We start from the raw sequence: 26537 nt of genomic DNA on the forward strand, positions 1-26537 counted from the left end.
TAATACCAATTTATTCTTAAACTATCCGAAAAGTTTCTTCCAAAGACTCTTTTTTTCATCTTTCTTTTCCACAACATTTTCAGCTATTTGCGCTACAACTGGCACTTCTGCTTTAGGAGCTTTATTTTCAAGCTCTTTTTTTAAAGGCACAAATCGCAAACTTGCTTCATCACAGTTATTAATAACAATTTCGTTTACTTCATTTTCCGCGTTCAAAATTTCTTTTGAAATTATCCCTGAAGCTTCTAAAAGTCCCAAATTGTTTGATTTAGCAAATTCCAAAACGCTTACAAATAATTCGATATGATCCCCAAAATAGTTATTCAAATCATCTTGAACACTCCCTTTTACTCTCAAATCTTGCAATAGTTCAACCACCTTATTAAAAGGAATAAAAACACCTCCGCTTTTTTCGCCTGAAATGCTATTATTTATTTTTTGTTCAATCTTATTAAGCGTAATTTCTTCCCATGTTTTAGTATAACGTTCAAAATACGATTTTTCTTCTATCAATTTAGAAAAAGAAAAATCTTTAAGAAAGAAATACTTACGAAAAAGCCCCTGAACTAAAGCTACATTATAGCCATGTGCTTCGTCAAAATTTGCTTTAGACTGAGCATTCACAGCCGACATTTTCATAATCTCCACATAGGATTTAAGTTCCTCATCATTCAAATTAAATCGTCTACCATTTTTTACAATTTCATAGTACACTTGATTTAAAATACTTTCAAATTTAAGGTCACAATACCATTCGTTAATTTCTTTTTCGTTAATAGGATGATAACTGATATTCATAAATTATTTTAAAAGATTAAAGTTAGAGCTAAAATTATGGAAACTAAAAAAGTACTTAAAGCTAAAGTTTTCAATTGCGGATCAAGCAATTGATGTTCTTGGCATCGATAAACCGTTTTAAGATGATTTAACAAAGGAAAGTAGGCAACTAAAAAAGCATATTGCTCTATTTTAAAATGTGCAATAACTGCAAAAGCTAAAAGTAGCAACATCGCACCACCAATCAGAAAATAGTGGTATTTTTTAGCCAGATTACCTCCCATTTGCACAACCAGTGTATTTTTATTCGAAGCGCGATCGGATATTTCATCCCGCATATTATTCAAGTTCAACACTCCTGCACTTAAGAACCCTATAGCTGTTGCGGGCAAAAGTAATTCCCAAGTAAATGTTTTTGTAAAAAGAAAATAAACCCCCAAGACACTTACCCATCCAAAGAAGAGGAACACAAAGATATCTCCTAGTCCTTTATAACCATAGGCTGTATCGCCTACTGTATATTTTATAGCCGATACTATAGCAATAATTCCTAATACTAAAAAGAACAAGCTGTACCCCAAATTACTATCTTTAAAAGCAACATAAATCAATGCAAAAGCAGAAATTAAACTCAAAAAAGCAGTAATAATAACTGCTTTTTTCATTTGCTCTTTTGTAATTTCTCCAGAAGCCACTAAACGCTTTTCACCTACTCTGTTAGCATCAGTCCCTTTAACACCATCGCCATAATCATTTGCAAAATTAGAAAGCACCTGAAACCCAACAGTAGTCAGTATAGCTAGGATGAAAATCGTCCAATTAAATTTACTTTCACTTACGCGATGGGTTTGAATTGCATGCAAAGCATAAAAACTCCCCAATACTATCCCTGAAAGGGAAAGAGGCAAAGTACGTAGTCGTGAGGCTTGTATCCAGTGTTTCATTGTCTTTTAAACATCAGTTCGAGACTGTTAAACATCATAAATTATATAAATGAAAAAATCAAAATTCTAAATTCATAATTTTGAATTCTAAATTTGTTATGGCAACCATTTCTTTTCGAAGTTAGGCTTACGTTTTTCAAGAAAAGCATCTCTACCTTCTTTAGCCTCGTCAGTCATATATGCCAATCGAGTAGCTTCACCTGCAAAAACTTGTTGCCCTACCATACCATCATCGGTTAGATTCATAGCAAATTTCAACATTTTAATCGAAGTTGGTGACTTCGCTAAAACCTCTTGTGCCCATTCATAAGCCGTATCTTCAAGTTCATCATGTGGCACAACTGCATTAACCATTCCCATTTCAAAAGCTTCCTGAGCAGAATAGTTTCTTCCTAAGAAAAAGATTTCTCTAGCTTTCTTTTGTCCCACCATTTTTGCTAAATAAGCAGACCCATAACCTCCATCAAAACTAGTAACATCTGCATCGGTTTGTTTAAAAATAGCATGTTCTTTACTCGCCAAAGTCATATCACACACTACATGCAACGAGTGTCCTCCACCTACAGCCCAACCTGGTACTACACAGATCACAGCTTTAGGCATAAAACGAATCATGCGTTGCACCTCTAATATATTCAATCGGTGGTATCCATCCTCGCCTACATACCCTTGATGTCCTCTGGATTTCTGGTCACCGCCACTGCAAAATGACCATATTCCATCTTTAGAAGAAGGTCCTTCAGCCGACAATAAAACAACTCCAATAGACGTATCTTCCTGTGCGTCATAAAATGCTTTAATCAACTCAGCAGTTGTTTTAGGACGAAAAGCATTGCGTACATCAGGGCGATTAAAAGCAATACGCGCTACTCCATTACATTTTTTATACGTAATATCTTCAAACTCTATAGCAGTTTTCCACTCTATTTTACTCATTATCTTTTTATTTTGAAATCTAATTTAAAAAACTAAGGATCAAATTATTACAAATCCTAAATAATTATTTTTTTCAGAATGTAAAATTAACGCAATTTCGACTTAAAAAGCAAAGCAATACCTATAAAGTTGTACTATTTTTCAACAAGTGTTAAATTTTACATTTTACTAACAACGTAACCATTTTTTGATTAATTTTATAAAGCTGATAATCAATTATTTGTCAGTAGAGTTAGTTCACTAAAATATTAATTTAAATTAAGATCTTTGAAAAAAACTGTTTTCTTTGTCGCTCTTGCCATCAGTGCATTGCTTACTAGCTGTAACAAAAAAGTAGATGCGTCTACTCAAGAACAAATGCCTGCTGAAGAAACAACCACAGAAGTTGTAGACACGACTCAAACTGATACTGTAGCACCTGTAGATACAGCGATAGATTCGACTAGCACAAAATAATTTTAGAATACGCTACAATCTATATAAGAAATAAAAAATCTATAGGTAATAAAGCGAAATATTAGTTTTTGTAAGTGCGCAATCCCCCAAGTTGTTAGCCGACAAAAACAAAAAAAATCAAATAGAATAAGAAAGAGCGAATCCCAACCATTCCTCTACAGAAAGAAACTATTCTATTTAAAAAAATTAAAAGTTTATTAAATTTTTTGAATTTGTAAAGTATGTTAATTACGCTTTACGCTTGTTATCGATTATTCTGGAGAATGAGATCATGAAGAAGATTGAAGCTAGAGTAATTAGAGAAAAATGCCAAACTTTGTCAGTTTGGCATTTTTTATATATTCTTAAATCTATTTCACCAAATAGATTCCATCTGGCTTGATTTCAATCATCTTTTGCTTGTAAAGCGTACCAATCGCTTTTTTAAAAGTCTTTTTACTCATTTGCAAAATTGTTTTGATATCCTCAGGAGTACTATTATCGTGCAAACGTAAAAAACCGCGACTAGCTTTTAATTCATCTACTATTTTTTGAGCAGAAGCGTCAATGCGAACCAAACCTAAAGGCTGACGCGACACATCAATCTTCCCATCAGGGCGAACATTTTTGATAAAACCTACAATTCGATCTCCTGTGCGTAAGTCTTCAAAAACTTCATTTTTATACAAAAGCCCTTTGTGTTTTTCGTTAATTATCACATTAATTCCTACATCAGAAATATGTGATACGATTAAATCGACTTCTTCACCATTTTCAACCGTAATATTTTTATTATCTAAAAATTGATTTAATTTACTTGAACCCACTAAACGATTGGTTTGATCGTCTTTGTACATATAAATCAAATAGCGTTTTCCCTCTTCCATCGGACGCGCTTGCTCTTTGAAGGGTACAAACAAATCCTTCTCAAGGCCCCAATCCATAAAAGCGCCAAATTTATTTACGTGATTAACCCGTAATAAAGAGAATTCATTCAAATATATATAAGGTTCTAAAGTAGTAGCCACCGGACGTTCTTCATGATCCAGATACACAAAAACTTCTATTTCGTCTTCTATAAGGTAGTTTTCAGGCACATATTTATTAGGCAGTAAAACATCTGTTACGCCATCTGTAAGATACAAACCTACTCCTGTTTTACGAGCAATTTGTAAGGTATTAAATTTTCCGATTTCTATCATTCGAATTCATTTTCGACTGCAAAGATAAATAAAAAAATCCCGAAGGTATCGGGATTTCATTTCTTGAGTTTATAATTAATTATAAACACTTTCTTTATTAAAATGCAAGGTTAACAAATAATAGACTACAGCGCGGTATTTATTTTTGTTTGAACGACCGTATTTTTCCATCACTGCATCAATAGCAGCATCTAACTCAGGCCCATCTGCTAATCCTAGTTTTTTAATTAGGAAATTATTTTTTACCGTATCTAATTCTGATTGTTGCGAACCAGAAACCGTAGATGAATCTTGATTGTAAATTGAAGGACCACAGCCTACGACAACTTTTGTTAACAAATCCATATCTGGAGTCATGCCCAACTTATCTTTTAATTCGCCTGCATATTTTTCAATCAATTCGTCTCTTTTACTCATAATTTTTAATTGTTTGGTTAATAGTTATTTCCAAATATAAAAAATTTAATAAAAAAAACAAGCAAAAGCCAGATGATTTATTTCAAGTTTTTAAAATAATTCAACAAAACACCATTATTCAACTTCTCAGGTGTAAAAATCTCAAAAATAACGGGCTTTTCTGCATTTAAAAACAAATTCCAGTTCGATTCAACACTTTTTAAATCATCCGCTTGTAAATATTCTAACTGATACATTTTAGCTAAATGCTCAGCAGTTAGTTGATGGGAAGTTTCAAAAAAGGTATTAAAAGTTTCGTTTTCTTGATGACCTGGTAAAATTCTGAATATTCCACCGCCAGAATTATTAATCAAAATAATTTTGAAATTTTTAGGGATATAATTATTCCACAACGCATTGCTATCGTAGAAAAAACTAATATCGCCCGTGATAAAAATGGTAGGTTTTTCATGAATCACAGCTGAACCAATAGCTGTAGTGGTGCTACCATCAATACCGCTAGTCCCTCGATTGCAAAAAACGTCTATACTAGAATCGACAGGGAATAATTGTGCATAACGAATAGGCGAACTGTTGCTAATTTGCAATTGAATATTCTTTGGTAACAACTTAAAAATCGTTTCAAAAACTTTTAAATCAGAGAAAGCTGTTGTTTCTAAATAAGCTTGATGAGCAAGCGCTCTTTCATTTCTAATTTTTAAAAAATCGGATTGATAATTAGAATCCGCATACTGTTCTTGATTTAAAACTGCTCTAAAAAAAGCATTCGGAGCCATTTTAAAATGATGACTCAAACAGCCATAAGTATCATAAGCACGTAAGGTATCTACATGCCAATGTTGTTTGGGTTGGTAGTTACGTAAAAAGGCTTTGATGCGTTTAGACACTATCATCCCACCCATCGTAAGCAATACATCAGGTTGAAATGCTATAAAGTCCTCCTTTGTAAATGGTGAAATTACAGTATCAATATTTGAAATAAAATTTGAATGATGTGTATTAGAAGTTACTTCAGTCATCACCAATACTGAGGTATCTGATGCCAAACTATCTAAAAAAAACTGTTCAATAGCATTAGGATAATTACCACCAATTAAAACCAATTTCTTTTTTGCTGTTTTCCATGTTTCTATGAAGTCTTCTGCAATGATTTCGGGGTCTTTAACGGGTTCAAATTCAAAAAGTTTAGGGGTTACTGACAATTCCGTTTCCGTTTCATATAAAGGTTCTTCAAAAGGAATGTTGATATGCACGGGACCAAATTGAGTTTGTGCCAAATGCAAGGCTTCTTGAATTTTAAAATCATTTGCATCCGAAACCTCTTCTGTTAAATTTGCATTATACAAAATATGATTAGCATACACATTTTCCTGACGGATGGTTTGCCCATCGCCTATGTCAATTTTATCATGTGGTCTGTCGGCTGAAATGACCACCAAAGGAATTTGATTGTAAAATGCTTCTGCAACTGCTGGATAATAATTTAATAATGCCGAACCAGAAGTACATACTACAGCAACTGGTTTTTGAAGCTGTTGCGCCATACCCATGGCAAAAAAACCTGCACAACGCTCATCCGCTATACTATAACATTTGAAATCGGGGTGACTAGCAAATCCTATGGTTAATGGTGCATTGCGTGAACCTGGAGAAATAACGATATGTTCTAATCCTTTTAAACGACAAATTTCTATCAGACTTTGTGCAAGAGGAATTTTAGGGTAAATGGTATTTGGTTTCAAGTTTTGAATTTTGCTTGCTTTTACTAAAAAAGCACAAATTAATTACCTCACAAAGATAAGAAGTTACATGCATTTCTTATTATTTTTGTTAAAAACAAAACTATGAGCATTTCCATTCGCCCAGCCAATTTAGATGATTTACCAGCGGTATTAGAAATTGTAAACCATGAAATCTTACATTCCACCGCAATTTGGGATTATGACACCCGAACACTAGCGCAACAGCAAGCTATTTTCGAAGGAAAAAACGCACATGGTTTTCCTTTTTTAGTGGCGGTTAAAAATGAAACGATTGTTGGTTTTGGGACTTATGGTACTTTTCGTTCTAAAATCGGTTATCGCTTCACGGTGGAGCATTCGGTTTATGTACACAAAGATTTTCATGGAAATGGTATCGGGACACTGCTATTGAAAGAGTTAATTGTTATTGCAAAAGAGCAAAAGTTGCATACCATGATTGGGGTGATTGATTCAGAAAACTTAGGAAGTTTGGCTTTTCATAAAAAACTAGGATTTGAAACCGTTGGTCATATCAAACAAACCGGTTTTAAATTTAACCGTTGGCTGGATTCTATTTTTGTTCAACTCCTTTTAAATAACGAAAATTGAGAGTGCTATTCAGTAAAACATTAGTCAAAACAAATTAGTACCTTTGCAAAAAATAAATTCATGCAAAATATATACATAGGTTATCATTTTACAGTGGAACCCAAAGAACTTGGAAGTGAAATTTTAATTGCCGAATTAGGTGAACTTCCTTTTGATAGTTTTATCGAAACGGAAAATGGCTTTTCAGCGTATATTCCAAAAGAAGATTGGAATGAAAACATTTTAGAAGACATTTTCATTTTAAGCAGTCCGGAATTTAAAATTTCGTACACCTTTGAAGAAATTGAGCAACAAAATTGGAATGAAGAATGGGAAAAGAATTTTGACCCGATAGATGTAGATGGTCAATGTCATATTCGTGCGCCATTTCACCCCAAAACAGAAGCAAAATACGATATTGTCATAGAACCCAAAATGAGTTTTGGGACAGGGCACCATGAAACCACGCACATGATGGTGCAACATTTGCTTGAAATGGATATTGAAGGCATGAAAACCTTAGACATGGGGTGTGGAACTGCTATTTTAGCCATTTTAGCCGAAATGAAAGGAGCACAACCTATTGATGCCATAGATATTGACAATTGGTGTTATTTAAATTCGATTGAAAATGCGGAGCGAAACAATTGCAAACATATTAGTGTTTATGAAGGCGATGCTTCTTTGTTAGAAGGGAAAAAATATGATTTAATTATTGCCAACATCAATAGAAATATCCTTTTAAATGATATGCAGACCTATGTAAATTGTTTAAATAAAGGAGGATTCATTTTATTTAGCGGATTTTACGAACAAGATATTCCGTTTATTGATGCTTCTTGCACGGAAAAAGGGTTGACTTTTGTTAAAAAAATCAATAGAAACAATTGGGTTTCATTAAAATACGTAAATTAGTAGAAGTAAGTAAAAAGTTTTATGAAGGCAAAATATATAAATCCATTTACTGATTTTGGATTTAAAAAAATATTCGGAGAGGAAGCCAGCAAACCACAGTTGATGGACTTTCTGAATACCTTATTGCCTGAAGAAAGCCAAATTGCTGATTTGAATTTTAAAAATACTGAACAGCTTGGTATTACCGATTTGGACAGAAAAGCAGTTTATGATATTTACTGTGAGAATCATAAAGGCGAAAAATTCATTGTAGAATTACAAAAAGCTAAACAGAATTTTTTCAAAGAGCGAACCATTTATTATTCCACGTTTCCTATTCGTGAACAAGCAGAGAAAGGCGATTGGAATTTTAATTTAAAAGCGGTTTATTGTATTGGTATTTTAGATTTTACTTTTGATGATTATGAAACTGAACCTGAAAGAAACGAGGTGATGCATACCATCAAATTAAAGAATCAAAATGGAAAAGTATTTTATGATAAACTGACGTATATTTATCTAGAAATGCCCAATTTCAAAAAGCAAGAAGCTGAATTGAGCTCCAGATTAGACCAATGGTTATATTTTTTAAAAAACCTAGAAGAACTAGAAACCATTCCAACTATTTTTAAAGAGCATGTTTTTACAGAAGCCTTTGAAAAAGCAGAAGTTTCAAAATTAGGCAAAGAAGAGATGGAACGATACGAAATGAATTTAAAAGCTTATAGAGATTTTAAAAATACTATTGACACGGCTTTTGATGACGGAAAATTAGAAGGAAAGCTAGAAGGAAAGCTAGAAGGAAAATATGAAATTGCTCGCTTGATGCTTAAAAATGGTGAAAATATTGAGAAAATAAGTCTTTATACAGGACTGAACCGCGAAGAAATAGAAAATTTAAAGAAAACTTTTTAAATGGCAACGATAGAAAAAGTACAAAAAGAAGTTGATATCCTTGAAATGATTTCTGCGAATCGAGAAATTATTTTATACAATGATGATGTAAATACTTTTGACCATGTTATTGACACCTTGATTCAAATATGCGAACACGATGCTTTGCAAGCAGAACAATGTGCCATTTTAGTGCATTACACGGGCAAATGTGGTGTAAAAACAGGTTCGTTTAAAGAATTAGAGCCTAAATGTTCTGCACTATTGGAGGCAGGATTGAGCGCCGAGATTATATAATACACTTCAAGGAATGTTTTTCTAGAAAAACATTCCTTTTTTATTTAAACAACTCTTTATTTTATATTTGTTCCAGTATAACTATGTTAAAATTGTAAGGATTCAAAAAAACTTCCAATCCATTTCCTATTTTTACGACTTAAACCAACTTATAAAACTTCTTTAATACTACTATTAATTAAAGAAAAACCTATATCGTATTAAATATGGAAATTTACGGACAAATTTTACTAATTGCCATGCCTTTTTTCTTGACTTTAATAGTCCTAGAAAAACTATATGGTTATTATAAAAAAGTGGATTATGCACCAGTTATAGATAGTGTATCAAGTATAAGCTCAGGAATGAGTAATGCTACACGTGATGTGTTAGGCTTGAGTGTCACTTTAATTACTTACGATTGGTTAGTGTCTAAAGTAGCCCTTTTTTCCATACCAGAATCCGCATTAGCTTACATTATTGCTTTTATTGCTATCGATTTTCAAGGTTATTGGACACATCGTTGGGCACATCAAATCAATATTTTTTGGAACAAGCATGCCATTCATCATAGTAGTGAGGAGTTTAATTTGTCGTGTGCTTTAAGACAATCGGTTTCAGATTTTTTCAAATTATTCACATTTCTATTATTGCCAGCGGCATTATTGGGCGTTCCAGCAAAAGTAATTGCCATTACATTGCCTATACAATTCTTTTTACAGTTTTGGTACCATACCAGATATATTGGAAAACTAGGATTTTTAGAAAAAATCATCGTTACCCCTTCACATCATCGTGTGCACCATGCGGTAAACCCTGAATATATGGATAGAAACCACTCGCAAATTTTCATTATTTGGGATAAATTATTTGGAACGTTTCAGGAAGAATTACCTCATGTACCTCCTGTTTATGGAATTACCAGACCAGCTGACACCTGGAATCCGTTTAAAATCAATTTCCAACATTTGTGGGTTTTAATTAAAGATGCTTGGTATGCGGAAAAGTTTACGGATAAATTGAAAATTTGGTTTATGCCTACAGGTTGGAGACCGGAAGGATTTGATGAAAAATATCCGTTACACAAAATGGAAGATATATATGACTATAAGAAATATGGAACAGATAACTCTAATACATTAATTGGCTGGGCATTATTCCAGATGTTTAGTACCTTGTTATTTATATCCTATTTGTTTGGAAATGTAGCCAAAATTGGCCTTCCAAATATCTTTATCTATGGTGTTTTTGTATTTATAACGATTTATAGCTACAGCGAATTATTAGATAAAAACAAATATTCCATTGTTTTTGAAGGTATACGATACAGTTTAGCCTTGTATATTATATCTAATTTTAACGGTTGGTTTGGTTTAGATGCTGTGTTACCATTCGGAACAGCGATTGTAATGAGTTATTTAACTTTAAGCCTTTCAGTAAACTGTTATTTTATTTTTTTCGAATTCAAATCAAACAACCAAACGGTGTTAAGCTAAATCTATGAGCAAAAATTTAAAACTTTTCGTTGGAGTAAGCATTTTTTATCTTCTTTTATTACTATTAGACAAAATAGACTTTGCTTGGTATTTAAAACCCGTATTAGTTCCTTTTTTAATTTATGAAACCTTTACCGCTGCTACTTTCAAAACCAAAAAAATATTGCTTTCCGCCTTGTTTTTTTCGTGGGTGGGCGATGTGGTCTTAATGTTTGCTGATAAAGGCGAATTGTATTTTATTTTTGGATTAGTATCCTTTTTAATTGCCCATATTTTATTCATTGTGTTATTTAGCAAACAAGAAAAAGTACGACCAGATTCTAAGCTTTTAGTAGGTGGAGTACTTTTAGTAGTCCTCTATTTATGGGGAATGCTGTATGTACTGTTTCCCAGTTTAGGCGATTTAAAAATCCCAGTAACCGTTTATGCCAGTACCATTTCATTGATGTTTATTATGGCTATCAAAGGCTATTTTAACTGGAAAACACCACACAATGTAACAATCCTTTTAGGGGCTATTTTCTTTGTCTGCTCGGACAGTATATTAGCAATTAATAAATTCCATATGGAATTGCCCAAATCGGGGTTTCTAATTATGTCAACTTACATTACAGCTCAGTTTTTAATTACTAAAGGCATTTTAAATTTAAACAAACAATAATTTTTTTTATTTACTATAACAAAAAACGAGATTCAAAAGATGAATCTCGTTTTCCATTTAAATAAATAGATTTTTGGGTAGCATTGTCATTTATTTTCTAAAATCATTCAGGATAACCAGCATTACGTAAAGCTTCTTTTACTTGTAATAAAACTGCATCTGATCGGTAATCTATCTCAACGAGTTCCTTCTCTAAAAAGACCTCAACAGCCGTAACATAGGGAATTTGCTTCAATTTCCCTAAAACAATTTTTACACTTCCAGAATTTTTAAGGTTCTGAACGTGAATCATAGCTTTCATAATTTGTTGTTTATTTGCTATATAAATTTACGAAATTTTAATCAATTCCACCTTTTTAAGTACAAACAAAAAAGCCTAACATTTTCTTAGGCTTTAAACTTCGATTTTCAAAAAAATTAATGAGGTAATTTTTCTTTTAGCAAGCCATATACAAATGTACCCAGTAAGGCACCAAAAAGCACTACTGCAATGGCAGGAATACCTGTCCCTAACAGAATAAATATAGGACCTGGACAAGCTCCTACTAAGGCCCAACCTAATCCGAACATAAATCCTCCCACTAAATAACGAACCAAACTAATGTCTTTATTAGGGATCGCTATGGGTTGCCCTTCGACATCTTTGATTTCTTTTTTCTTAATAAAACGAATCCCTAATACGCCAACCGTAATAGCCACTCCAATAATTCCATACATATGAAAAGATTGAAACATAAACATTTCATATATTCTATACCATGAAATAGCTTCTGCTTTTGTTAATACAATTCCAAAAAGCACTCCAACACCAAAAAATCGTAGTAATTTCATTTTTTAAAAAATTATAGGAATTAAGAAATGCGCCATGATTAAACCCCCTAAAAAGAATCCAATTACAGCTATTAAAGAGGGCAATTGTAAATTACTCAAACCTGATATGGCGTGTCCCGAGGTACAACCGCCTGCGTAAGGTGTTCCAAAACCAATGAGGAATCCTCCCAACAATAACAATAAAAATCCTTTGACTGTCAATAAAGACTCGATACTAAAAAGTGCATCAGGCAAAAACTTACCATTAGGAGCGTCAATTCCAATAGCTTGTAGTTGTGCAATTGTTTTAGGATTGATCGCTATGTTGTGAGTACCACCCAAAAAATGATACGCTATAAATCCCCCAACTATAGAGCCTAAAACCACAGCCAAATTCCATTGTTGTTCTTTCCAATTAAAGTTAAAATAATCTGAAACTCTTTTTCCGCCACTCATTGAACAAATGGTTCTTAAATTTGAAGACATCCCAAATGTTTTGCCTAAATAAGTCAATAAAAGCATAACCAGCCCTATCAAAGCACCTGATATAGACCAATGCCATGTTTTTGTAAGTAATTCCATCTAATTTAAATTTGTTCGTCTGTAAGTTTAGTTTGTTATCCAAAAAAATCTAATGCAAAAATAAAAGAAAAGATGTATTAAAAAAGGATAAGAAGTAAAAATCAAAAAGCACCTACTAGAGGTGCTTTGTTGAAATTTAAGATAACTCTTTTATTAACCCAACCAATATAATGAAAAAGAAATATCCTACTTTCAAGCTAAGCCTGAAAACTTAAATTTCGAGTGCAAAGTTAAGAACTATTTTTTTATAAAAACAAACTTTATCACAGAAAAACTTATAAATGTTACTTAAATTTGTATTTATATTTGCTTAAACTTTATATAATGAAAAAAACGGCACTAACTTTCCTCCTTTTTGCGTTTACTACAATATCGTGCATAAGCACACGTAATACCATAAGAAACATTGACAACACTATTCCTGGCCCTGGATTAAACGAAGCTTTAAATTGCTTTATAATCACTAAAAAAGCCAGTGACAAAAAATATGCATTTACAGAAAATTACCCCGTAAATGTAGGTTTTACTTCGGTGGATGATGGCGAAAATAACGAAAAAAGATATTTGAATGCCCTTGCTGGTCCAAATGGAGAAAAAATCAGCTACAAATTTGTAGAATCTTGCTGCCCCTTCCCTTCTAATCGTGCGGATGTTGGCGCTGGTATGCTGGATATTTTTGAAATTACCTATGAAGGACAAACCAAACCCGCTTTGGTTTATTTGAATAAATATGAAAGAGGCGAATTGCTAATTCCTGTAGGATTTACCGCAAAAAAATAACAAAATGGCTATCAATCGATAGCCATTTTACTTATATTACATTCCGTAAGTCAAATAATTATAGACTAATGTTTTTTGCTCATCAGTTATTTTTGCTTTAGGTGCCATACGGTCAACTGTTTTAGTCCATCCTGCTTTGTCATGTTTTGAAGCTGGGAATAATTTATGACACTTCGCACAATTGTTTTCATACAAAGTTTTTCCTTCTGCAATAGCTGTAGGCAATTCCACTTTAGCTTCTTCCGTAGCTTTCACCTCAGTAGCGGGTGCAATCGCTTTTTTACTACACGAAAAAAGGGTCATGGCTAACACCACTGCTCCCATTATTATTTTTTTCATCTTTATTTTTTTTTGGTTTCTGTAAATATAAAAAAAATCTCAATGGAGTACCATTGAGATTTAAAAATATAAGAATTTACTTCTGCTATTATTTCACATCCATCAACTCTACGTCGAATACTAAAGTAGCATTAGGTGGAATTACACCTCCTGCCCCTCTATCGCCATAACCTAAGTACGATGGAATAACAAAACGTGCTTTATCTCCTACTTGCAACAACGCAATCCCTTCGTCCCAGCCTTCAATTACATAACCTTTTCCTAAAGGGAAATCGATAGGTTGTTTTCTTTTGTAAGATGAATCAAACACTTGACCATTTTCTAAAGAACCTTGGTAATGTACAGAAACCGTTTTTCCTTTTTCAGCTTTCTTACCTTCTCCTTTTTGGATGATTTTATAACGTAATCCGCTTTCCGTTTTTTCAAAACCAGCAGACAATTTATCTACAGCTTCTTCTGCTAAACGTTTCGCTTCTTCTAATCTTTTAGCACGTGAGCCTTCAAATAAACGGAACGCTTCAATCGCATTCCATTTTTCAGCTTCTGCTCCTACTCTTACGATTTCAACACTTTCTAAAGCATCACCTTGAGCAACCGCATCTACCACATCTTGTCCTTCTACTACATGTCCAAAAACGGTATGCTTACCGTCTAACCATGGAGTTGCCACGTGTGTGATAAAAAACTGAGAACCATTCGTTCCAGGACCGGCATTAGCCATAGACAACACCCCTGGTTTATCGTGTTTTAAACTTGATACAAATTCATCATCAAATTTATACCCTGCATCTCCTGTACCGGTTCCAAGAGGACAACCTCCTTGAATCATAAAATCAGGAATTACACGGTGGAATTTTAATCCATCATAATATTTTTGTCCTTGTGGTTTCACCGAGTTTTCTAAATTTCCTTCTGCTAACCCTACAAAGTTACCTACTGTACCAGGTGTTAAATCGTGCGTCAACTTTACTACAATTGACCCTTTTGAAGTATTAAATTTTGCGTAAATACCGTCTTGCATCACTTTATTAATTAAATTTGAAAAGCAAAATTACGATTTTATATTCAAATGGACATCAAAATAATTGGTTACGATTCGCAATACAAAAATGATTTTATTCGTCTCAATAAAGCTTGGCTGGAAGAATATTTTTATGTCGAGCCACATGATTTAGAAACATTCAACACTATTGAAAAAGACATTATCGCTAAGGATGGGGAGATTTTCTTTTGCTTAGTGAATAACGAAATCGCAGGCACCGTAGCCATGATAAAGGTAAACGACACACTATTTGAACTAGCAAAAATGGCGGTTGACAAAAAATACCAAGGCATGAAATTAAGCCATCTATTAATGGAGGCTTGTATTGCTTTTGCCCAAAAGAAAAAAGCCCAAAAAATATTTTTATTATCCAATCGAATTTTAAAACCAGCTTTACATTTATATTCCAAATACAATTTCATTGAAGTCCCCATGCAGGATACTGATTATGCTCGTGCCGACATTCAAATGGAACTAACCTTATAAACACATGGAAACTAACAATTATTTAGAAATCAACAAAAAAACGTGGAACGAAAAAACAGAAGTTCACGTACATTCAGAATTTTATGACAATGAAAACTTCATTCAAGGCAAATCGTCTTTAAATGCCATCGAATTAGAACTTTTAGGCGATATTTCTGGAAAAAAAGTATTGCATTTGCAATGTCATTTCGGACAAGACACCTTATCTATGGCTCGTATGGGCGCACAAGTAACAGGAGTTGATTTATCAAACAAAGCAATTGAAACCGCACAAGCGTTAAGCCATCAATTACAATTGGACACGCAATTTATTTGCAGTGATATTTATGATTTACCCAATCATTTATCCGAAAAATTTGACCTTGTATTCACCAGTTATGGCACCATCGGTTGGCTACCTGATTTGGACAAATGGGCTAAAGTTGTTTCGCATTTTTTAAAACCCAACGGAAAATTTATTATGGCCGATTTTCATCCAGTGGTTTGGATGTATGACAATGATTTTAAGGAAGTTTTTTATTCTTATTTTAATATAGAACCTATAATTGAAGAAGAAACGGGTACTTATGGCGATAGAAATGCTACTATTGAAACCAAAACTATCACGTGGAATCATCCTACTTCGGAAGTTTTAAACAGTCTTATTCAAAATGGCTTGCAAATTCAATGCTTTAACGAATACGACTATTCTCCTTACAATTGTTTTAACGAAACCGAGGAATTTGAGCCTGGAAAATTTAGAATCAAACATTTTGGCAATAAAATCCCAATGGTGTTTGCGGTGGTTGCAGAAAGGCTGTAAGAAGTGTTCAGTGTTCAGGGCTCAGTGTTCAGTTGAGATGAATTTAGAATTTAGAAATAGTGAAAAGTGAAGAGTGAAGAGTGAAGAGTGAAGAGTGAAGAGTGAAGAGTGAAGAGTAAAGAGTGAAGAGTAAAGAGTAAAGAGTAAAGAGTAAAGAGTAAAGAGTGAAGAGTAAAGAGTGAAGAGTAAAGAGTGAAGAGTAAAGAGTGAAGAGTAAAGAGTAAAGAGTGAAGAGTAAAGAGTGAAGAGTAAAGAGTGAAGAGTAAAGAGTGAAAAGTAAAAGGCTGTAAGCCATAAATTAAAGACTTTTAGTTGTAAAACTTTGAATCTTTGAATCTTTGAATCTTTGAATCTTTGAATCTTAAAAACAAATAAAAATGAAAAGCATATACAACCCCAACGATAATCAGGAATTAATTGCCCGAATTGAAAAATTGACGCCAGAGTCGAGAGCGTTGTGGGGTAAAATGAGTGTTGACCAAATGCTCAAACACACTTCTTCTGCCTCTGAAGTTGCCTTTGGTGAAATGCTATTAAACATCAATTTCTTCATGCGCTTTTTAGGTAGCATGATGAAAAACAAAATTTTCAATTCAGAGTTCAAAAAAAATAGTCCAACTGCTCCTGAGTTTATTTTTAAGGAAAAATATGATTTTGAAACAGTCAAAAACGAATTGATTTCCAATGTACAACGTTTGGGCAACGGACATCAAACCATCACGGTGATGAACCATCCTTTTTGGGGTAAAATGACCTATGAAGATTGGGATAAATTGATGTGGAAACACATTGACCATCATTTAAGACAGTTTGGTGTTTAAATTTAGAATTTAGAGTTTAGAGTTTAGAATTTAGAGTTTAGAATTTAGAATTTAGAGTTTAGAATTTAGAATTTAGAATTTAGAAGACTATCTTTGCGCCCTAAATACAAAGAGAATGAGAATAGACATCATCACTGTTTTACCAGAACTTATGCAAAGTCCGTTTGAAGGTTCTATCATGAAAAGAGCCGTTCAAAAGGGTTTGGTAGAAGTCCATTTCCATAATTTAAGAGAATATACAACGGATAAGCGTCGAAGCATAGACGATTACCAGTTTGGTGGTGGTGCTGGTATGGTAATGATGATTGAACCCATTGACAAATGCATTTCTAAACTCAAGGAAGAACGCACCTACGATGAAGTGATTTACATGACTCCTGATGGGGAAACGTTGCGTCAGCCTTTAGCCAATAAAATGTCGATGTATGAAAACATCATCATCTTATGCGGTCATTATAAAGGGGTGGACCAGCGCGTACGCGATATGCATATCACTAAAGAAATTTCGATAGGCGATTATGTATTAAGTGGTGGCGAAATTGGCGCGATTGTATTGTGTGATGCTTTAATTCGATTAATCCCAGGGGTATTGAGCGATGAAACCTCAGCCTTGACCGATAGTTTTCAAGACAATTTACTCTCTCCTCCTATTTACACTCGTCCTGCGGAGTATAAAGGGATGAAAGTACCCGATGTTTTACTAAGCGGTCATCAAGCAAACATTGATAAATGGCGTGAGGAAAAAGCTTTTGAGCATACTAAAAACAGAAGACCTGATTTATTGGAAGATTAATACAACCCGACTTCCTCTATCAAAATAACAACTTTTTACCATTCTTTTCTTTTTGAAACAGATATTACCATTAAGGAATTAAGTAAATTAAGCTTTAACGTGACTTAATAAACTGAATACCTAAATGGTAAAAATATTTAGTTTTCAATTTCTTTTCTTTTTGAAACTGTTATTACCATTAAGGAATTAAGTAAATTAAGGTTTATTGTGAGTTAATAAACTGAATCCCTTAATGGTAAAAATATTTAGTTTTCAATTTCTTTTCTTTTTGAAACTGTTATTACCATTAAGGAATTAAGTAAATTAAGGTTTATTGTGAGTTAATAAACTGAATCCCTTAATGGTAAAATAAAAAAAGACTATTTCCTCCCTTTAAACTCATTCATCGTATCATAAATCCCAAAGATGTTATCCATAATCCATTCATAAATAGGAAGAGGAAAAATTCCTTGAGCCAAACGAATGAACCAATACGGCAAAGGCATAGCCAACATTTTAGTTCGCTTTTCAATGGCGTGCATGATTTTTTCCGAAGTCTTTTCAGGGTCAAGTATGGGGAGTAATTTCGATTTCACTCCGTCAAACATTCCTGTATTGATATAATACGGCATAATGGTGGTTACCGACACGTTTTTTGTCTTTTGCGACAACTCCAAGCGTACACTATCGCTCCAGCCCACAACCGCCCACTTGGAGGCAACATAAACAGACATTTTAGGACTCGATGCTAAACCTGCCGAAGAGGCGATATTACATACCGCGCCAAAATCCTGTTGCATCATGGCAGGCAAAAATGCCAAAGTGGTATGCATCAACGCTTCTGAATTTACCTGCATGGTTTTAGCAATTTCCTCATGCGTATGATCAACAAAATGCTTACCAACGATAATCCCCGCATTATTAATAAGAATATCTATCGTGCCGACTTCCCTTTTAACCTTATCACACAACGCCATCAGTGCTTGACTTTGCGACAAGTCCACGACATAAGTACTAATCGGTTTTTGAAATCCAGCCCACTCCTTTTGTAAATTTGCCAATCCCTCTGCATTGACATCCCAAACAACTAAGTGTGATGCGCCACGTTCCAAAGCTTTACGCCCCATAATCTTACCTATCCCAGAAGCACCACCCGTAATTAGTACTTTTTTATCTTGAAAAGTCATCATTTGTTTTTGATTTTTTATGCGATAAAAGTAAGAGGAAAATTTTCAATAGCAATGACAAAATTTGAGTAGCAATATCAATTATCAATAACAACATCAATTATCAATAAAAATAAACCAACACCAATTTCACTAATTATCACTAATTCAAAAAACACTGATATACACAAACTACACAGATAGATTTATAAAATTTTGCTAGCAATAACAATTTCAATGGCAATATCAATAAAAAAAATCAATACCAATTCCACTAATTATCACTAATTCAAAAAACACTGATATACACAAATTACACAGATAGATTTATAAAGTTCTGCTAACAATCCCAATGGCAATATCAAAAAAATCAATTATCAATCAAACTTGAAACTTTTAAACTTTATAAACATATAAACTTTTAAATATTTTTTTGTACTTTTGCACCACGTTTGACCAACCTCTGGCGAAAATCGTGAATGTTGCTCAGGTTTTAACTTATAATTTTTATAAAAATGTCAAGTTTATTAGATTTCGTAAACAACGAATTAGTTGCAAAAAATGATTTCCCTTCATTCAAAGCGGGTGATACTATCACTGTGTACTATGAAATTAAAGAGGGTGAAAAAACAAGAACTCAGTTCTTCAAAGGAGTAGTAATCCAAAGAAGAGGTACTGGTGCAACTGAGACTTTTACAATCCGTAAAATGTCAGGTGCTGTAGGTGTTGAGCGTATCTTCCCTATCAACATGCCAGCGTTACAAAAAATCGAAGTTAACCAAAAAGGTAAAGTTCGTAGAGCTCGTATCTTCTACTTCAGAAACCTTACTGGTAAGAAAGCTAAAATCAAAGAAAGCCGTAAATAATCTTTCTTTAACCCATAGAAAAGCTCCGAATTTCGGGGCTTTTTTATTTTTAGGACAACACAGAGATAAACACAGATAAACACAGATGTCACAGATGACCCCTATAACAACACCAATTTCCCTAAATATAAAACACAGATGGTCACAGATGGTCACAGATGTCACAAATGAACCATGTGACAACACTAATTTCACGAATGAGCACGAATAACTCTCAGACAAACACAAATTGTTCGCAAGAATAAAACACAGATGGTCACAGATGTCACAAATGAACTATATGACAACACTAATTTCACGAATAAGCACGAATGACTCTCAGATAAATCTGTAAATCTATAGTAAAAAAAGATACCAACTAACGCAGATTTTCAAAACCAACTACCTCCAAACATTTTTTTGAACCTTATACACAACAGTAGGTCACGCTGAGGCACGAAGCGTCAAGAACAAGAATAAAACGAAAAGCGATTTTCATAAAAAACATAACTTCCCGTAAGCGAGGTATTATTTATTTTTATAGTTTAGCGGTAACAAACTAAAAGCTACGGCATTTCAGAAGAAGCTTGGGTGGGCTTTAATAATTAAAAACATTCAAATTGCGCAAATTGTATTGCAAGGTGCGTATGTTTGTAAGTTAGCTCCAACCTTATGAAGAACAATATAAGACAGACAAAATGCTGAAAAATATCTTTAAAGGAATATTGATTTTACTTGGAATTGGACTTGTAATTTTCATTGGTTACATTGTTATGATTATCTCTGCATTTGGTGGTTTTGACAAAGACTATTCTGTTACAGAACTTAAAGAAAATTTTGAATATAAAAAGACTGAGATTTACGAACTCCAAAAATATTTTAATGAAATTGTTCCTAAAAACAGATTTGTAGAAAGTTGCAATCATTTTTTAATGATACCACTCATGGAAATAAAATTGGTCGGTTAATTATCGAGCATCGCTTTGGGGTTGTAGTCAATCAATTGTTATCCTTAAATAAAAACACCCCTGAGGAACGTTACAAACGCTTTGTACAAGAATATTTTGAATTAACTCAACGTATTCCGCAATACCTCATCGCCGCCTTTATAGGGGTTAAACCTCAGTCGTTAAGTCGAATCCGCACCCGATTAGCCAAATGACTTAATTAACGTGAGTCCGTTGTAAATTTAGTCTGATTATCCGTCACTTCGGGTGATTTTCCGTAGAGAAACGAAGGAAAATTACATCGAGAAGTATCATCAATAAGTTCTCGATTAGCTTCGCTCAATTCGGCTACACCTCGAGTCATTTTCTGTTTCATTTTATGGCACAAAAAATACTCGAACACACGGAAAACACAACATATCACATCATTATAAATCGAACTCTCGTTAATTAATATTTATATGAACCTTACTTAAAGTTTATCATTCTGTTTTTATTTCGGAATAAATTCCATTTTTTGGAATTATAACTCATCGGATTTCGAGTAAACCCCTTGCTAGATAAGGGATAAAATATTTAGTATAAAAATTGCAATGCTTAAAGTGAATATAAATCAGAAGTAAAATTCAAATTAAAAATGATTTTGCTCTTGAGATTAAAACTTCACCTTATGAGAAAAGCTTTACTTTTTTTAGTTTTTGAGATAGCTTGTATTTCAGTGCTGTCTGCTCAAAGTTGCCCTGTAATTGATTTTAGAAATAATGGGAACGGACAACCTAACTCTTGCGCAAATGTAGGGTCAACCCCTATGGCATCAAACTTTGCAGGTACTCCTTATGCTACAAATTTTAGTGGAATGTCAAAAACAGGGAATATTCGTTTTGTTTTTGATGGAAATGTGACTGAGCCTCCTGCAATCAATAAAATTTGGATTGGAACTACCTTGTCAACAGTGGTTGCTGGACCTGCTTCGGTTCCAAGTTATTCTAATGGAAAAACTACGGTGACGTATTGTTTTTATAATTCAAATCTTCCTGCTGCTGGTTTTTATACCTTAGAATATGTTAATCCTTCAACTAATACAATATGGAAAGTTTGTGGTTATGATGGTAATACTGGCGCTATTGCAAATCCTCCTATAATCACCTCCCAACCACAAAATGTGAGCGGTTGCTTTACTGGAGATTATACGTTTTCTGTGGCTGCAAATCCTTCTTATGGTGGTACTTTAAGCTATCAATGGAAAAAGAACGGGGAAGACATTGCTGGTGCGACAAGCTCGACATATACAATAACAAATGCAAGTAATTTGGATATTGCAAATTATAATTGTTTGATTGCCGAATCTACTGGAACTTTTACATTGTCTGATAGTGCAACTATTTCCTTAGTAAGTTGTAATTATTTGTTAAACGCCCCATCAAGTTCCATTACTACAACTTCTGGCAGCAGTTGGAATAGCGCTTGGGTAGACTATGATAATGATGGTTGGGAAGACTTGTATATTTTAGATAAAGACCTTACAAAACCTAATCAATTGTATAAAAACAACGGAAACAAAACCTTTACTAAAATAACCAATACGCCACTAACATCATTTAATGCTAAATCGATTACAAGTATTTGGGGTGACATTGATAATGATGGGGATAAAGATGTACTAGTGATTAATGCTACCGAAATGAAAAATCGTTTCTTTAGAAATGATTCGGGAGCATTTACAGAACTAACTAATACAGGAATAAATGACCAGCCTGATTATAACCACGGTGGTGTGTTTGCCGATTTTGATAATGATGGTTTTCTAGATTTATTACTGACTAATTTTTTTGCCACTAAGTTTCATCAAATCTATAAAAACAACGGTAATAATACTTTTACCAAAAAAGTGACTAATAGTGTAGCTAGTGAAACAGAAAGAGCTATGGCTCCTGTTTTATGTGATTATAATCACGACAGATTAATCGATATTTTTATACCTAATGGCAATGACCGACCTAATTCGCTTTTCAAAAATTTAGGTAATTTTCAATTTGAAAAGATTAACGCTGGTGCCATAGGAATAGATGCTTATAACTCTGTGGGTGCAACTTGGGGGGACTATGATAACGATGGTTGGGAAGATTTGTTTGTGGCAAATGCTTCGGGACAAAACAATAATTTATATAAAAATAATGGCAACGGAACTTTTACTAAAGTAGTTGCCGGAATGCTAAGTGGCGATGGTGATGCAATCATTCAAGATGGCGGACACAATCACGGATGCAATTGGATTGACTTAGATAATGATGGGGATTTAGACTTATACGTGACCAATGATAATGGGGCTAATTTTCTTTATGTAAACAATGGCGCTAATTCGTTTACAAAAATTGTTAATGATAATATTTCCGCCGACTTAGGTAATTGTTTTGGTATGGCTTGGGCCGATTCCGACAAAGATGGAATAGAAGATGTTTTAATTTCCCGTGATGAGAATCAGACAAATTTGTTTTATTACGGAAAGAAAAATAATAATGCTTGGATAAATATCAAATTGCAAGGTGTTGTTAGTAATAAAGACGGAATAGGTGCTTCTATAAAAATAAAATCTAATAATTCTTGGCAAAGAAAGCAACAAACACCTGTAAGTGGTTTTGGCGGACAAAATAGTATGCGACAAAAATTTGGACTTAACAATGCAACCATCATCCAAGAAATAGTGGTAGAATGGCCTTCGGGAATTACGCAAACGATTTCTAATGTAAATACAAATCAATTTATCACTATCATTGAAGAGACAGGACAACCTATTTATGGCTATACATTTAACGATGTTAATAACAATTGTAGTAAAGACACCAACGAAGAAATAGTTCCAGATATTACGTTCAAAATTGTTCAAAACGGAATGACTTGTACTACTAATGACCAAGGATATTTTAATGTGAATGTACCTAATGGAACCTATACGTTAGAAGTACAAAATACTAATTATTGGCAAGGCCTATGTACTGTAAATGCAAATGCAGGCGCTGGAAATACGGTTTATATTCCGTTAAAAGCTAGTAGCCAAGAGCCAGATTTAGAAATTAGTTATGTGGCAACTTTATGGCGAAGAGGATTCGATTCTGAAAGTATACTTCAAGTGAGTAATAAAGGAACCTCAGCTAATCATAATGCAACTGTAAATCTTACTTATCCCTCTAAAATCTCCTTAGTTAGTGCAAATATCTCTTATACTAATAATGGCAATGGAAGTTATTCTTTTGATTTAGGAACGATACAACCTAGCGAAACAAAATATATCCGATTAATAGATAACATTTCTTTATCAGCAAGTATTGGAGAAGAATTGACTGTTACTTCAACCGTTACAGGTAGTGTATCAGAATCAAAAACCGATAACAATACTAGTTTGTTTACTATGGCATTAGTAGGCGCAATAGACCCCAATGATATTGCCGTAACCCCTGAAGGAGAGGGTAATGAAGGCTATGTGTCTAAAAATCAAGAACTCACTTATAAGATTAGATTTGAGAATATTGGAAATTACAAAGCTACTTTTATAAATATTAAAAATAATATCCCTGAAGGACTTGATATGGAAACCTTTAGAATTAAAGAAGCAAGTCATAATTATCGATATATATTAACTAACAAAGGAGCGTTGACAATTATATTTGATAACATCAATTTACCACCAAAAGAACAAGACGAAGTGGGTTGTCACGGTTACTTTTCCTATACAATAAAGCCAAAAAAATATGCTGATGGATTTTGTAATAAAGCATTGATATTTTTTGATTATGAGGACCCTATTGAAACAAATACTGTTTGTAATAAAATAAAAGAAGACCAAAATAACGATACTTCTGCGTTGAAAATTTTTCCAAATCCCACTTCAGATTATCTAAATATTGAATTAATCCAGGAAATATTCAAATATGAACAACCAGCTAGTTTACAATGGATTGTTATTAGAGATTTTCAAGGAAAAAAAGTTTTTGAGCATCAAAATGAAAATCAAGAAACTACTCTTGTTTTAAACTTAGATAAGTTGACAACAGGTATGTATTTTATTGAGGCTATAGATAATAATGGTCATTTGTACTATAATAAAATATTGATTAAATAAGTTTAGCTTATAGCATTAATTCCATAATTAATTATGAGCCAATTTAGTCTTCAGATAATATATTATCTGAAGACTTTTTTATGACAAAAAAACATAATTTAATAAAAGTTTTGCAGAAAAAATAATTCCTTTATCCAAAAGTTTATAGTCGATTATACTTGTTATTATTAGTACGCATTTACTAAAATCACGACGCAATTCCTAAATTGATTAAAGTATTTAGTTTTTCAGAAGCTCCAAAAAGAAAAATTTATTTGTTAGGATAAGTTTAATAAAATAAATATTAAAATTAAGCAGTAGGTTTTCTTTTTGACAAAACAAAATTTGTATTTAAACCCATATTCCAAATTAATCACTAAATGTATAGGTGAAGTAAATCTATTCTAACCTTAAACTTCTTCAAAAAGAGCATTTATTCTTTTTTACAATCTTAAAAACATATATTCAAAAATTTGAAAAAAGTCCTGTTTATGATGTCTTTCCGAATATTTTTTTAAGTTTTCATGAATAGTCTTTTACAAGTTTAAAAAAATATCTTTGCTGTGTTAGACGAAAATTAATAAAAAGTTGCTGTCAAATGGTTTGGACAATAACTTTTTTATTAATTTTTCTAATCTAGAAAATAGATTTATTTTGAAATATTGATTTACATTATTGAATACTTTCCATTTCTTTAATTCGTTTCTGCCATTTGTACAAATTAATTACATAAACCAAAAACTTCATTATTAGGTAAAAAACAGCTATAAGTATCGTAACTGCCAAAGTGATTGATGTCTTATTTATTAATGCTAAACCAATGATAAATAAAAACAATAGCAACACTGAAATCCAAATGGTTATATTTTTATGGCTTAATCCCAATCGTAATAAAATATGATGCAAATGTGATTTATCAGCTCTAAATGGAGAGTATCCATTTTTAATTCTTGTAAGATAAACTCGTATAGAATCTAATACTGGAATAATAAAAAATGCTATTACAATTAGAGTCATATACAAAGGGTTATTTTCTTTGTTTACTATTTGACTTTCTAACATACGAATCCCTAAACTAACTAAAATAAATCCTAAAAACAGCGAACCAGCATCACCCATAAAAATCTTTTCTTTTGAGAAGTTATATTTTAAAAAGCCAATTATAGTTCCGATAAAAACCATACAAATTTTCCCGAGTGTAGTATCATTATATACAAAACCTGCAACAAGTAATAAGATAAAACCTATTAAAGATAAGCTTCCCACCAGTCCATCGACACCATCCATTAAATTAAAAGCATTCACGACACCTGTAATAACTAAAACGGTTAAAATATATTGCAGATATAAATTGATTTCACCTACTCCAAACAATCCATAAAGTGAAGTAATTCTTGTTCCTGAAAAAGCAATAAAGAAAGCTAATAATAACTGTATGATTAACTTATACTTTGCTTTAACATCTTTCTTATCATCCACAACTCCTACAATGAGCAACACATATGAAGTAAACAAGATGGGGAGGTAGTTTATAAATGTAACTTCATTAATAAAAACAAAGGAACATAAACTAAAAATAAAACCAATAGCTATTCCGCCTACTAGGGGAATAGGTTGTGTATGTACTTTTCTAAAATTTGGTTTGTCAACTAAATTTAGAAGTAATGCCGTTTTTCTAATTATAGGAATGCAAATATTTGCCAATACAAATGAGAGTATTCCTATTCCTATTAATATTATTGTTGTGTCCATAATTTTTAAAATTAAGATTTAAACGGTGTCGAAAT

29 protein-coding genes are annotated in these 26537 nt (G+C 32.9%); 15 read left to right on the forward strand and 14 right to left on the reverse strand.

What is annotated here, in order from left to right; translation table 11 throughout:
* Positions 1-21 precede the first annotated feature (21 nt).
* The 3 genes from ACQY29_RS13945 to ACQY29_RS13955 all read right to left on the reverse strand — a co-directional run bounded on the left by ACQY29_RS13945 (position 22) and on the right by ACQY29_RS13955 (position 2657).
* Positions 22-798 carry a hypothetical protein gene (locus tag ACQY29_RS13945; protein WP_428225780.1) on the reverse strand — a complete coding sequence of 259 codons (777 nt, stop codon included), beginning with the start codon at positions 796-798 and terminating at the stop codon, positions 22-24.
* 8 nt (positions 799-806) lie between these two features.
* The gene (menA, locus tag ACQY29_RS13950) at positions 807-1721 is read right to left on the reverse strand and encodes a 1,4-dihydroxy-2-naphthoate octaprenyltransferase (protein ID WP_428225781.1); all 915 of its coding nucleotides are present in this window, start codon (positions 1719-1721) and stop codon (positions 807-809) included.
* Positions 1722-1817: 96 nt separating this feature from the next.
* On the reverse strand, positions 1818-2657 hold the full coding sequence (locus tag ACQY29_RS13955) for a 1,4-dihydroxy-2-naphthoyl-CoA synthase (protein WP_428225782.1): 840 nt from the start codon (positions 2655-2657) through the stop codon (positions 1818-1820).
* A gap of 267 nt (positions 2658-2924) precedes the next feature.
* Between ACQY29_RS13955 and ACQY29_RS13960 the strand changes: the two genes are divergently transcribed.
* The gene (locus ACQY29_RS13960; protein WP_428225783.1) at positions 2925-3113 is read left to right on the forward strand and encodes a hypothetical protein; all 189 of its coding nucleotides are present in this window, start codon (positions 2925-2927) and stop codon (positions 3111-3113) included.
* 350 nt (positions 3114-3463) lie between these two features.
* On the opposite strand, the gene ACQY29_RS13965 is transcribed toward ACQY29_RS13960, so the two are convergent.
* From ACQY29_RS13965 to menD, 3 genes are all read right to left on the reverse strand, one after another.
* Positions 3464-4294, reverse strand: a complete 831-nt coding sequence (locus ACQY29_RS13965) for a CvfB family protein (protein WP_428225784.1) — start codon at positions 4292-4294, stop codon at positions 3464-3466.
* Between the two features lie 75 nt (positions 4295-4369).
* Positions 4370-4711, reverse strand: a complete 342-nt coding sequence (locus ACQY29_RS13970; RefSeq protein WP_428225785.1) for a DUF2853 family protein — start codon at positions 4709-4711, stop codon at positions 4370-4372.
* A 77-nt stretch (positions 4712-4788) separates the two neighbouring features.
* Entirely contained in the window at positions 4789-6453 is a 1665-nt protein-coding gene (menD, locus tag ACQY29_RS13975; RefSeq protein WP_428225786.1) for a 2-succinyl-5-enolpyruvyl-6-hydroxy-3-cyclohexene-1-carboxylic-acid synthase, read from the reverse strand.
* 102 nt (positions 6454-6555) lie between these two features.
* Here menD and ACQY29_RS13980 point away from each other — a divergent pair, with 102 nt between their 5' ends.
* The 6 genes from ACQY29_RS13980 (at position 6556) to ACQY29_RS14005 (ending at position 11262) form a co-directional block, all read left to right on the forward strand.
* On the forward strand, positions 6556-7062 hold the full coding sequence (locus tag ACQY29_RS13980; protein ID WP_428225787.1) for an N-acetyltransferase family protein: 507 nt from the start codon (positions 6556-6558) through the stop codon (positions 7060-7062).
* A gap of 60 nt (positions 7063-7122) precedes the next feature.
* The gene (gene prmA / locus ACQY29_RS13985; protein ID WP_428225788.1) at positions 7123-7956 is read left to right on the forward strand and encodes a 50S ribosomal protein L11 methyltransferase; all 834 of its coding nucleotides are present in this window, start codon (positions 7123-7125) and stop codon (positions 7954-7956) included.
* A 21-nt stretch (positions 7957-7977) separates the two neighbouring features.
* Positions 7978-8850: an Rpn family recombination-promoting nuclease/putative transposase gene (locus ACQY29_RS13990; RefSeq protein WP_428225789.1), complete on the forward strand. Its 873-nt coding sequence runs from the start codon at positions 7978-7980 to the stop codon at positions 8848-8850.
* Positions 8851-9126, forward strand: coding sequence for an ATP-dependent Clp protease adaptor ClpS (locus ACQY29_RS13995; protein WP_428225790.1), 276 nt, complete (start codon positions 8851-8853; stop codon positions 9124-9126).
* Between the two features lie 206 nt (positions 9127-9332).
* Positions 9333-10601, forward strand: coding sequence for a sterol desaturase family protein (locus tag ACQY29_RS14000; protein ID WP_428225791.1), 1269 nt, complete (start codon positions 9333-9335; stop codon positions 10599-10601).
* A gap of 4 nt (positions 10602-10605) precedes the next feature.
* On the forward strand, positions 10606-11262 hold the full coding sequence (locus ACQY29_RS14005) for a lysoplasmalogenase (protein WP_428225792.1): 657 nt from the start codon (positions 10606-10608) through the stop codon (positions 11260-11262).
* Positions 11263-11365: 103 nt separating this feature from the next.
* Here the strand turns inward: ACQY29_RS14005 and ACQY29_RS14010 are convergent, their stop codons facing one another.
* From ACQY29_RS14010 to ACQY29_RS14020, 3 genes are all read right to left on the reverse strand, one after another.
* The gene (locus tag ACQY29_RS14010; protein ID WP_428225793.1) at positions 11366-11554 is read right to left on the reverse strand and encodes a heavy-metal-associated domain-containing protein; all 189 of its coding nucleotides are present in this window, start codon (positions 11552-11554) and stop codon (positions 11366-11368) included.
* Positions 11555-11679: 125 nt separating this feature from the next.
* Positions 11680-12093, reverse strand: coding sequence for a DUF6691 family protein (locus tag ACQY29_RS14015; RefSeq protein ID WP_428225794.1), 414 nt, complete (start codon positions 12091-12093; stop codon positions 11680-11682).
* 3 nt (positions 12094-12096) lie between these two features.
* Positions 12097-12654, reverse strand: a complete 558-nt coding sequence (locus ACQY29_RS14020; RefSeq protein ID WP_428225795.1) for a YeeE/YedE family protein — start codon at positions 12652-12654, stop codon at positions 12097-12099.
* A gap of 324 nt (positions 12655-12978) precedes the next feature.
* Between ACQY29_RS14020 and ACQY29_RS14025 the strand changes: the two genes are divergently transcribed.
* On the forward strand, positions 12979-13434 hold the full coding sequence (locus ACQY29_RS14025; RefSeq protein WP_428225796.1) for a 2-dehydro-3-deoxyphosphooctonate aldolase: 456 nt from the start codon (positions 12979-12981) through the stop codon (positions 13432-13434).
* A 36-nt stretch (positions 13435-13470) separates the two neighbouring features.
* On the opposite strand, the gene ACQY29_RS14030 is transcribed toward ACQY29_RS14025, so the two are convergent.
* Both ACQY29_RS14030 and ACQY29_RS14035 read right to left on the reverse strand, forming a co-directional pair.
* Positions 13471-13773, reverse strand: coding sequence for a c-type cytochrome (locus ACQY29_RS14030; protein ID WP_428225797.1), 303 nt, complete (start codon positions 13771-13773; stop codon positions 13471-13473).
* 88 nt (positions 13774-13861) lie between these two features.
* Positions 13862-14794 carry a peptidylprolyl isomerase gene (locus tag ACQY29_RS14035; protein ID WP_428225798.1) on the reverse strand — a complete coding sequence of 311 codons (933 nt, stop codon included), beginning with the start codon at positions 14792-14794 and terminating at the stop codon, positions 13862-13864.
* Between the two features lie 48 nt (positions 14795-14842).
* Between ACQY29_RS14035 and ACQY29_RS14040 the strand changes: the two genes are divergently transcribed.
* From ACQY29_RS14040 to trmD, 4 genes are all read left to right on the forward strand, one after another.
* Complete coding sequence (locus ACQY29_RS14040; protein ID WP_428225799.1) at positions 14843-15301, forward strand: GNAT family N-acetyltransferase; 459 nt, start codon at positions 14843-14845, stop codon at positions 15299-15301.
* A 4-nt stretch (positions 15302-15305) separates the two neighbouring features.
* The gene (locus tag ACQY29_RS14045) at positions 15306-16103 is read left to right on the forward strand and encodes a class I SAM-dependent methyltransferase (RefSeq protein ID WP_428225800.1); all 798 of its coding nucleotides are present in this window, start codon (positions 15306-15308) and stop codon (positions 16101-16103) included.
* A 377-nt stretch (positions 16104-16480) separates the two neighbouring features.
* A complete protein-coding gene (locus ACQY29_RS14050; RefSeq protein WP_428225801.1) occupies positions 16481-16924 on the forward strand; it encodes a DUF1569 domain-containing protein in 444 nt (147 codons plus the stop codon).
* A gap of 115 nt (positions 16925-17039) precedes the next feature.
* On the forward strand, positions 17040-17717 hold the full coding sequence (trmD, locus tag ACQY29_RS14055; protein ID WP_428225802.1) for a tRNA (guanosine(37)-N1)-methyltransferase TrmD: 678 nt from the start codon (positions 17040-17042) through the stop codon (positions 17715-17717).
* Between the two features lie 359 nt (positions 17718-18076).
* Here the strand turns inward: trmD and ACQY29_RS14060 are convergent, their stop codons facing one another.
* A complete protein-coding gene (locus ACQY29_RS14060; RefSeq protein WP_428225803.1) occupies positions 18077-18886 on the reverse strand; it encodes an SDR family oxidoreductase in 810 nt (269 codons plus the stop codon).
* Between the two features lie 491 nt (positions 18887-19377).
* Between ACQY29_RS14060 and rplS the strand changes: the two genes are divergently transcribed.
* Both rplS and ACQY29_RS14070 read left to right on the forward strand, forming a co-directional pair.
* Complete coding sequence (rplS, locus tag ACQY29_RS14065) at positions 19378-19728, forward strand: 50S ribosomal protein L19 (protein ID WP_014166550.1); 351 nt, start codon at positions 19378-19380, stop codon at positions 19726-19728.
* 895 nt (positions 19729-20623) lie between these two features.
* On the forward strand, positions 20624-20869 hold the full coding sequence (locus tag ACQY29_RS14070) for a hypothetical protein (protein ID WP_428225804.1): 246 nt from the start codon (positions 20624-20626) through the stop codon (positions 20867-20869).
* Between the two features lie 5 nt (positions 20870-20874).
* Here ACQY29_RS14070 and ACQY29_RS14075 read toward each other — a convergent pair whose 3' ends face one another.
* On the reverse strand, positions 20875-21030 hold the full coding sequence (locus ACQY29_RS14075; RefSeq protein ID WP_428225805.1) for a hypothetical protein: 156 nt from the start codon (positions 21028-21030) through the stop codon (positions 20875-20877).
* Between the two features lie 294 nt (positions 21031-21324).
* Here ACQY29_RS14075 and ACQY29_RS14080 point away from each other — a divergent pair, with 294 nt between their 5' ends.
* Positions 21325-24771 (forward strand): FG-GAP-like repeat-containing protein, encoded by a 3447-nt coding sequence (locus ACQY29_RS14080; protein ID WP_428225806.1) that lies wholly within the window; start codon positions 21325-21327, stop codon positions 24769-24771.
* A 651-nt stretch (positions 24772-25422) separates the two neighbouring features.
* Here ACQY29_RS14080 and ACQY29_RS14085 read toward each other — a convergent pair.
* Positions 25423-26502: a glycosyltransferase family 4 protein gene (locus ACQY29_RS14085; RefSeq protein WP_428225807.1), complete on the reverse strand. Its 1080-nt coding sequence runs from the start codon at positions 26500-26502 to the stop codon at positions 25423-25425.
* Between the last annotated feature and the right edge of the window lie 35 nt (positions 26503-26537).

This window comes from Flavobacterium sp. (genome assembly GCF_965262375.1).
In the GTDB taxonomy this organism is placed as follows: domain Bacteria; phylum Bacteroidota; class Bacteroidia; order Flavobacteriales; family Flavobacteriaceae; genus Flavobacterium.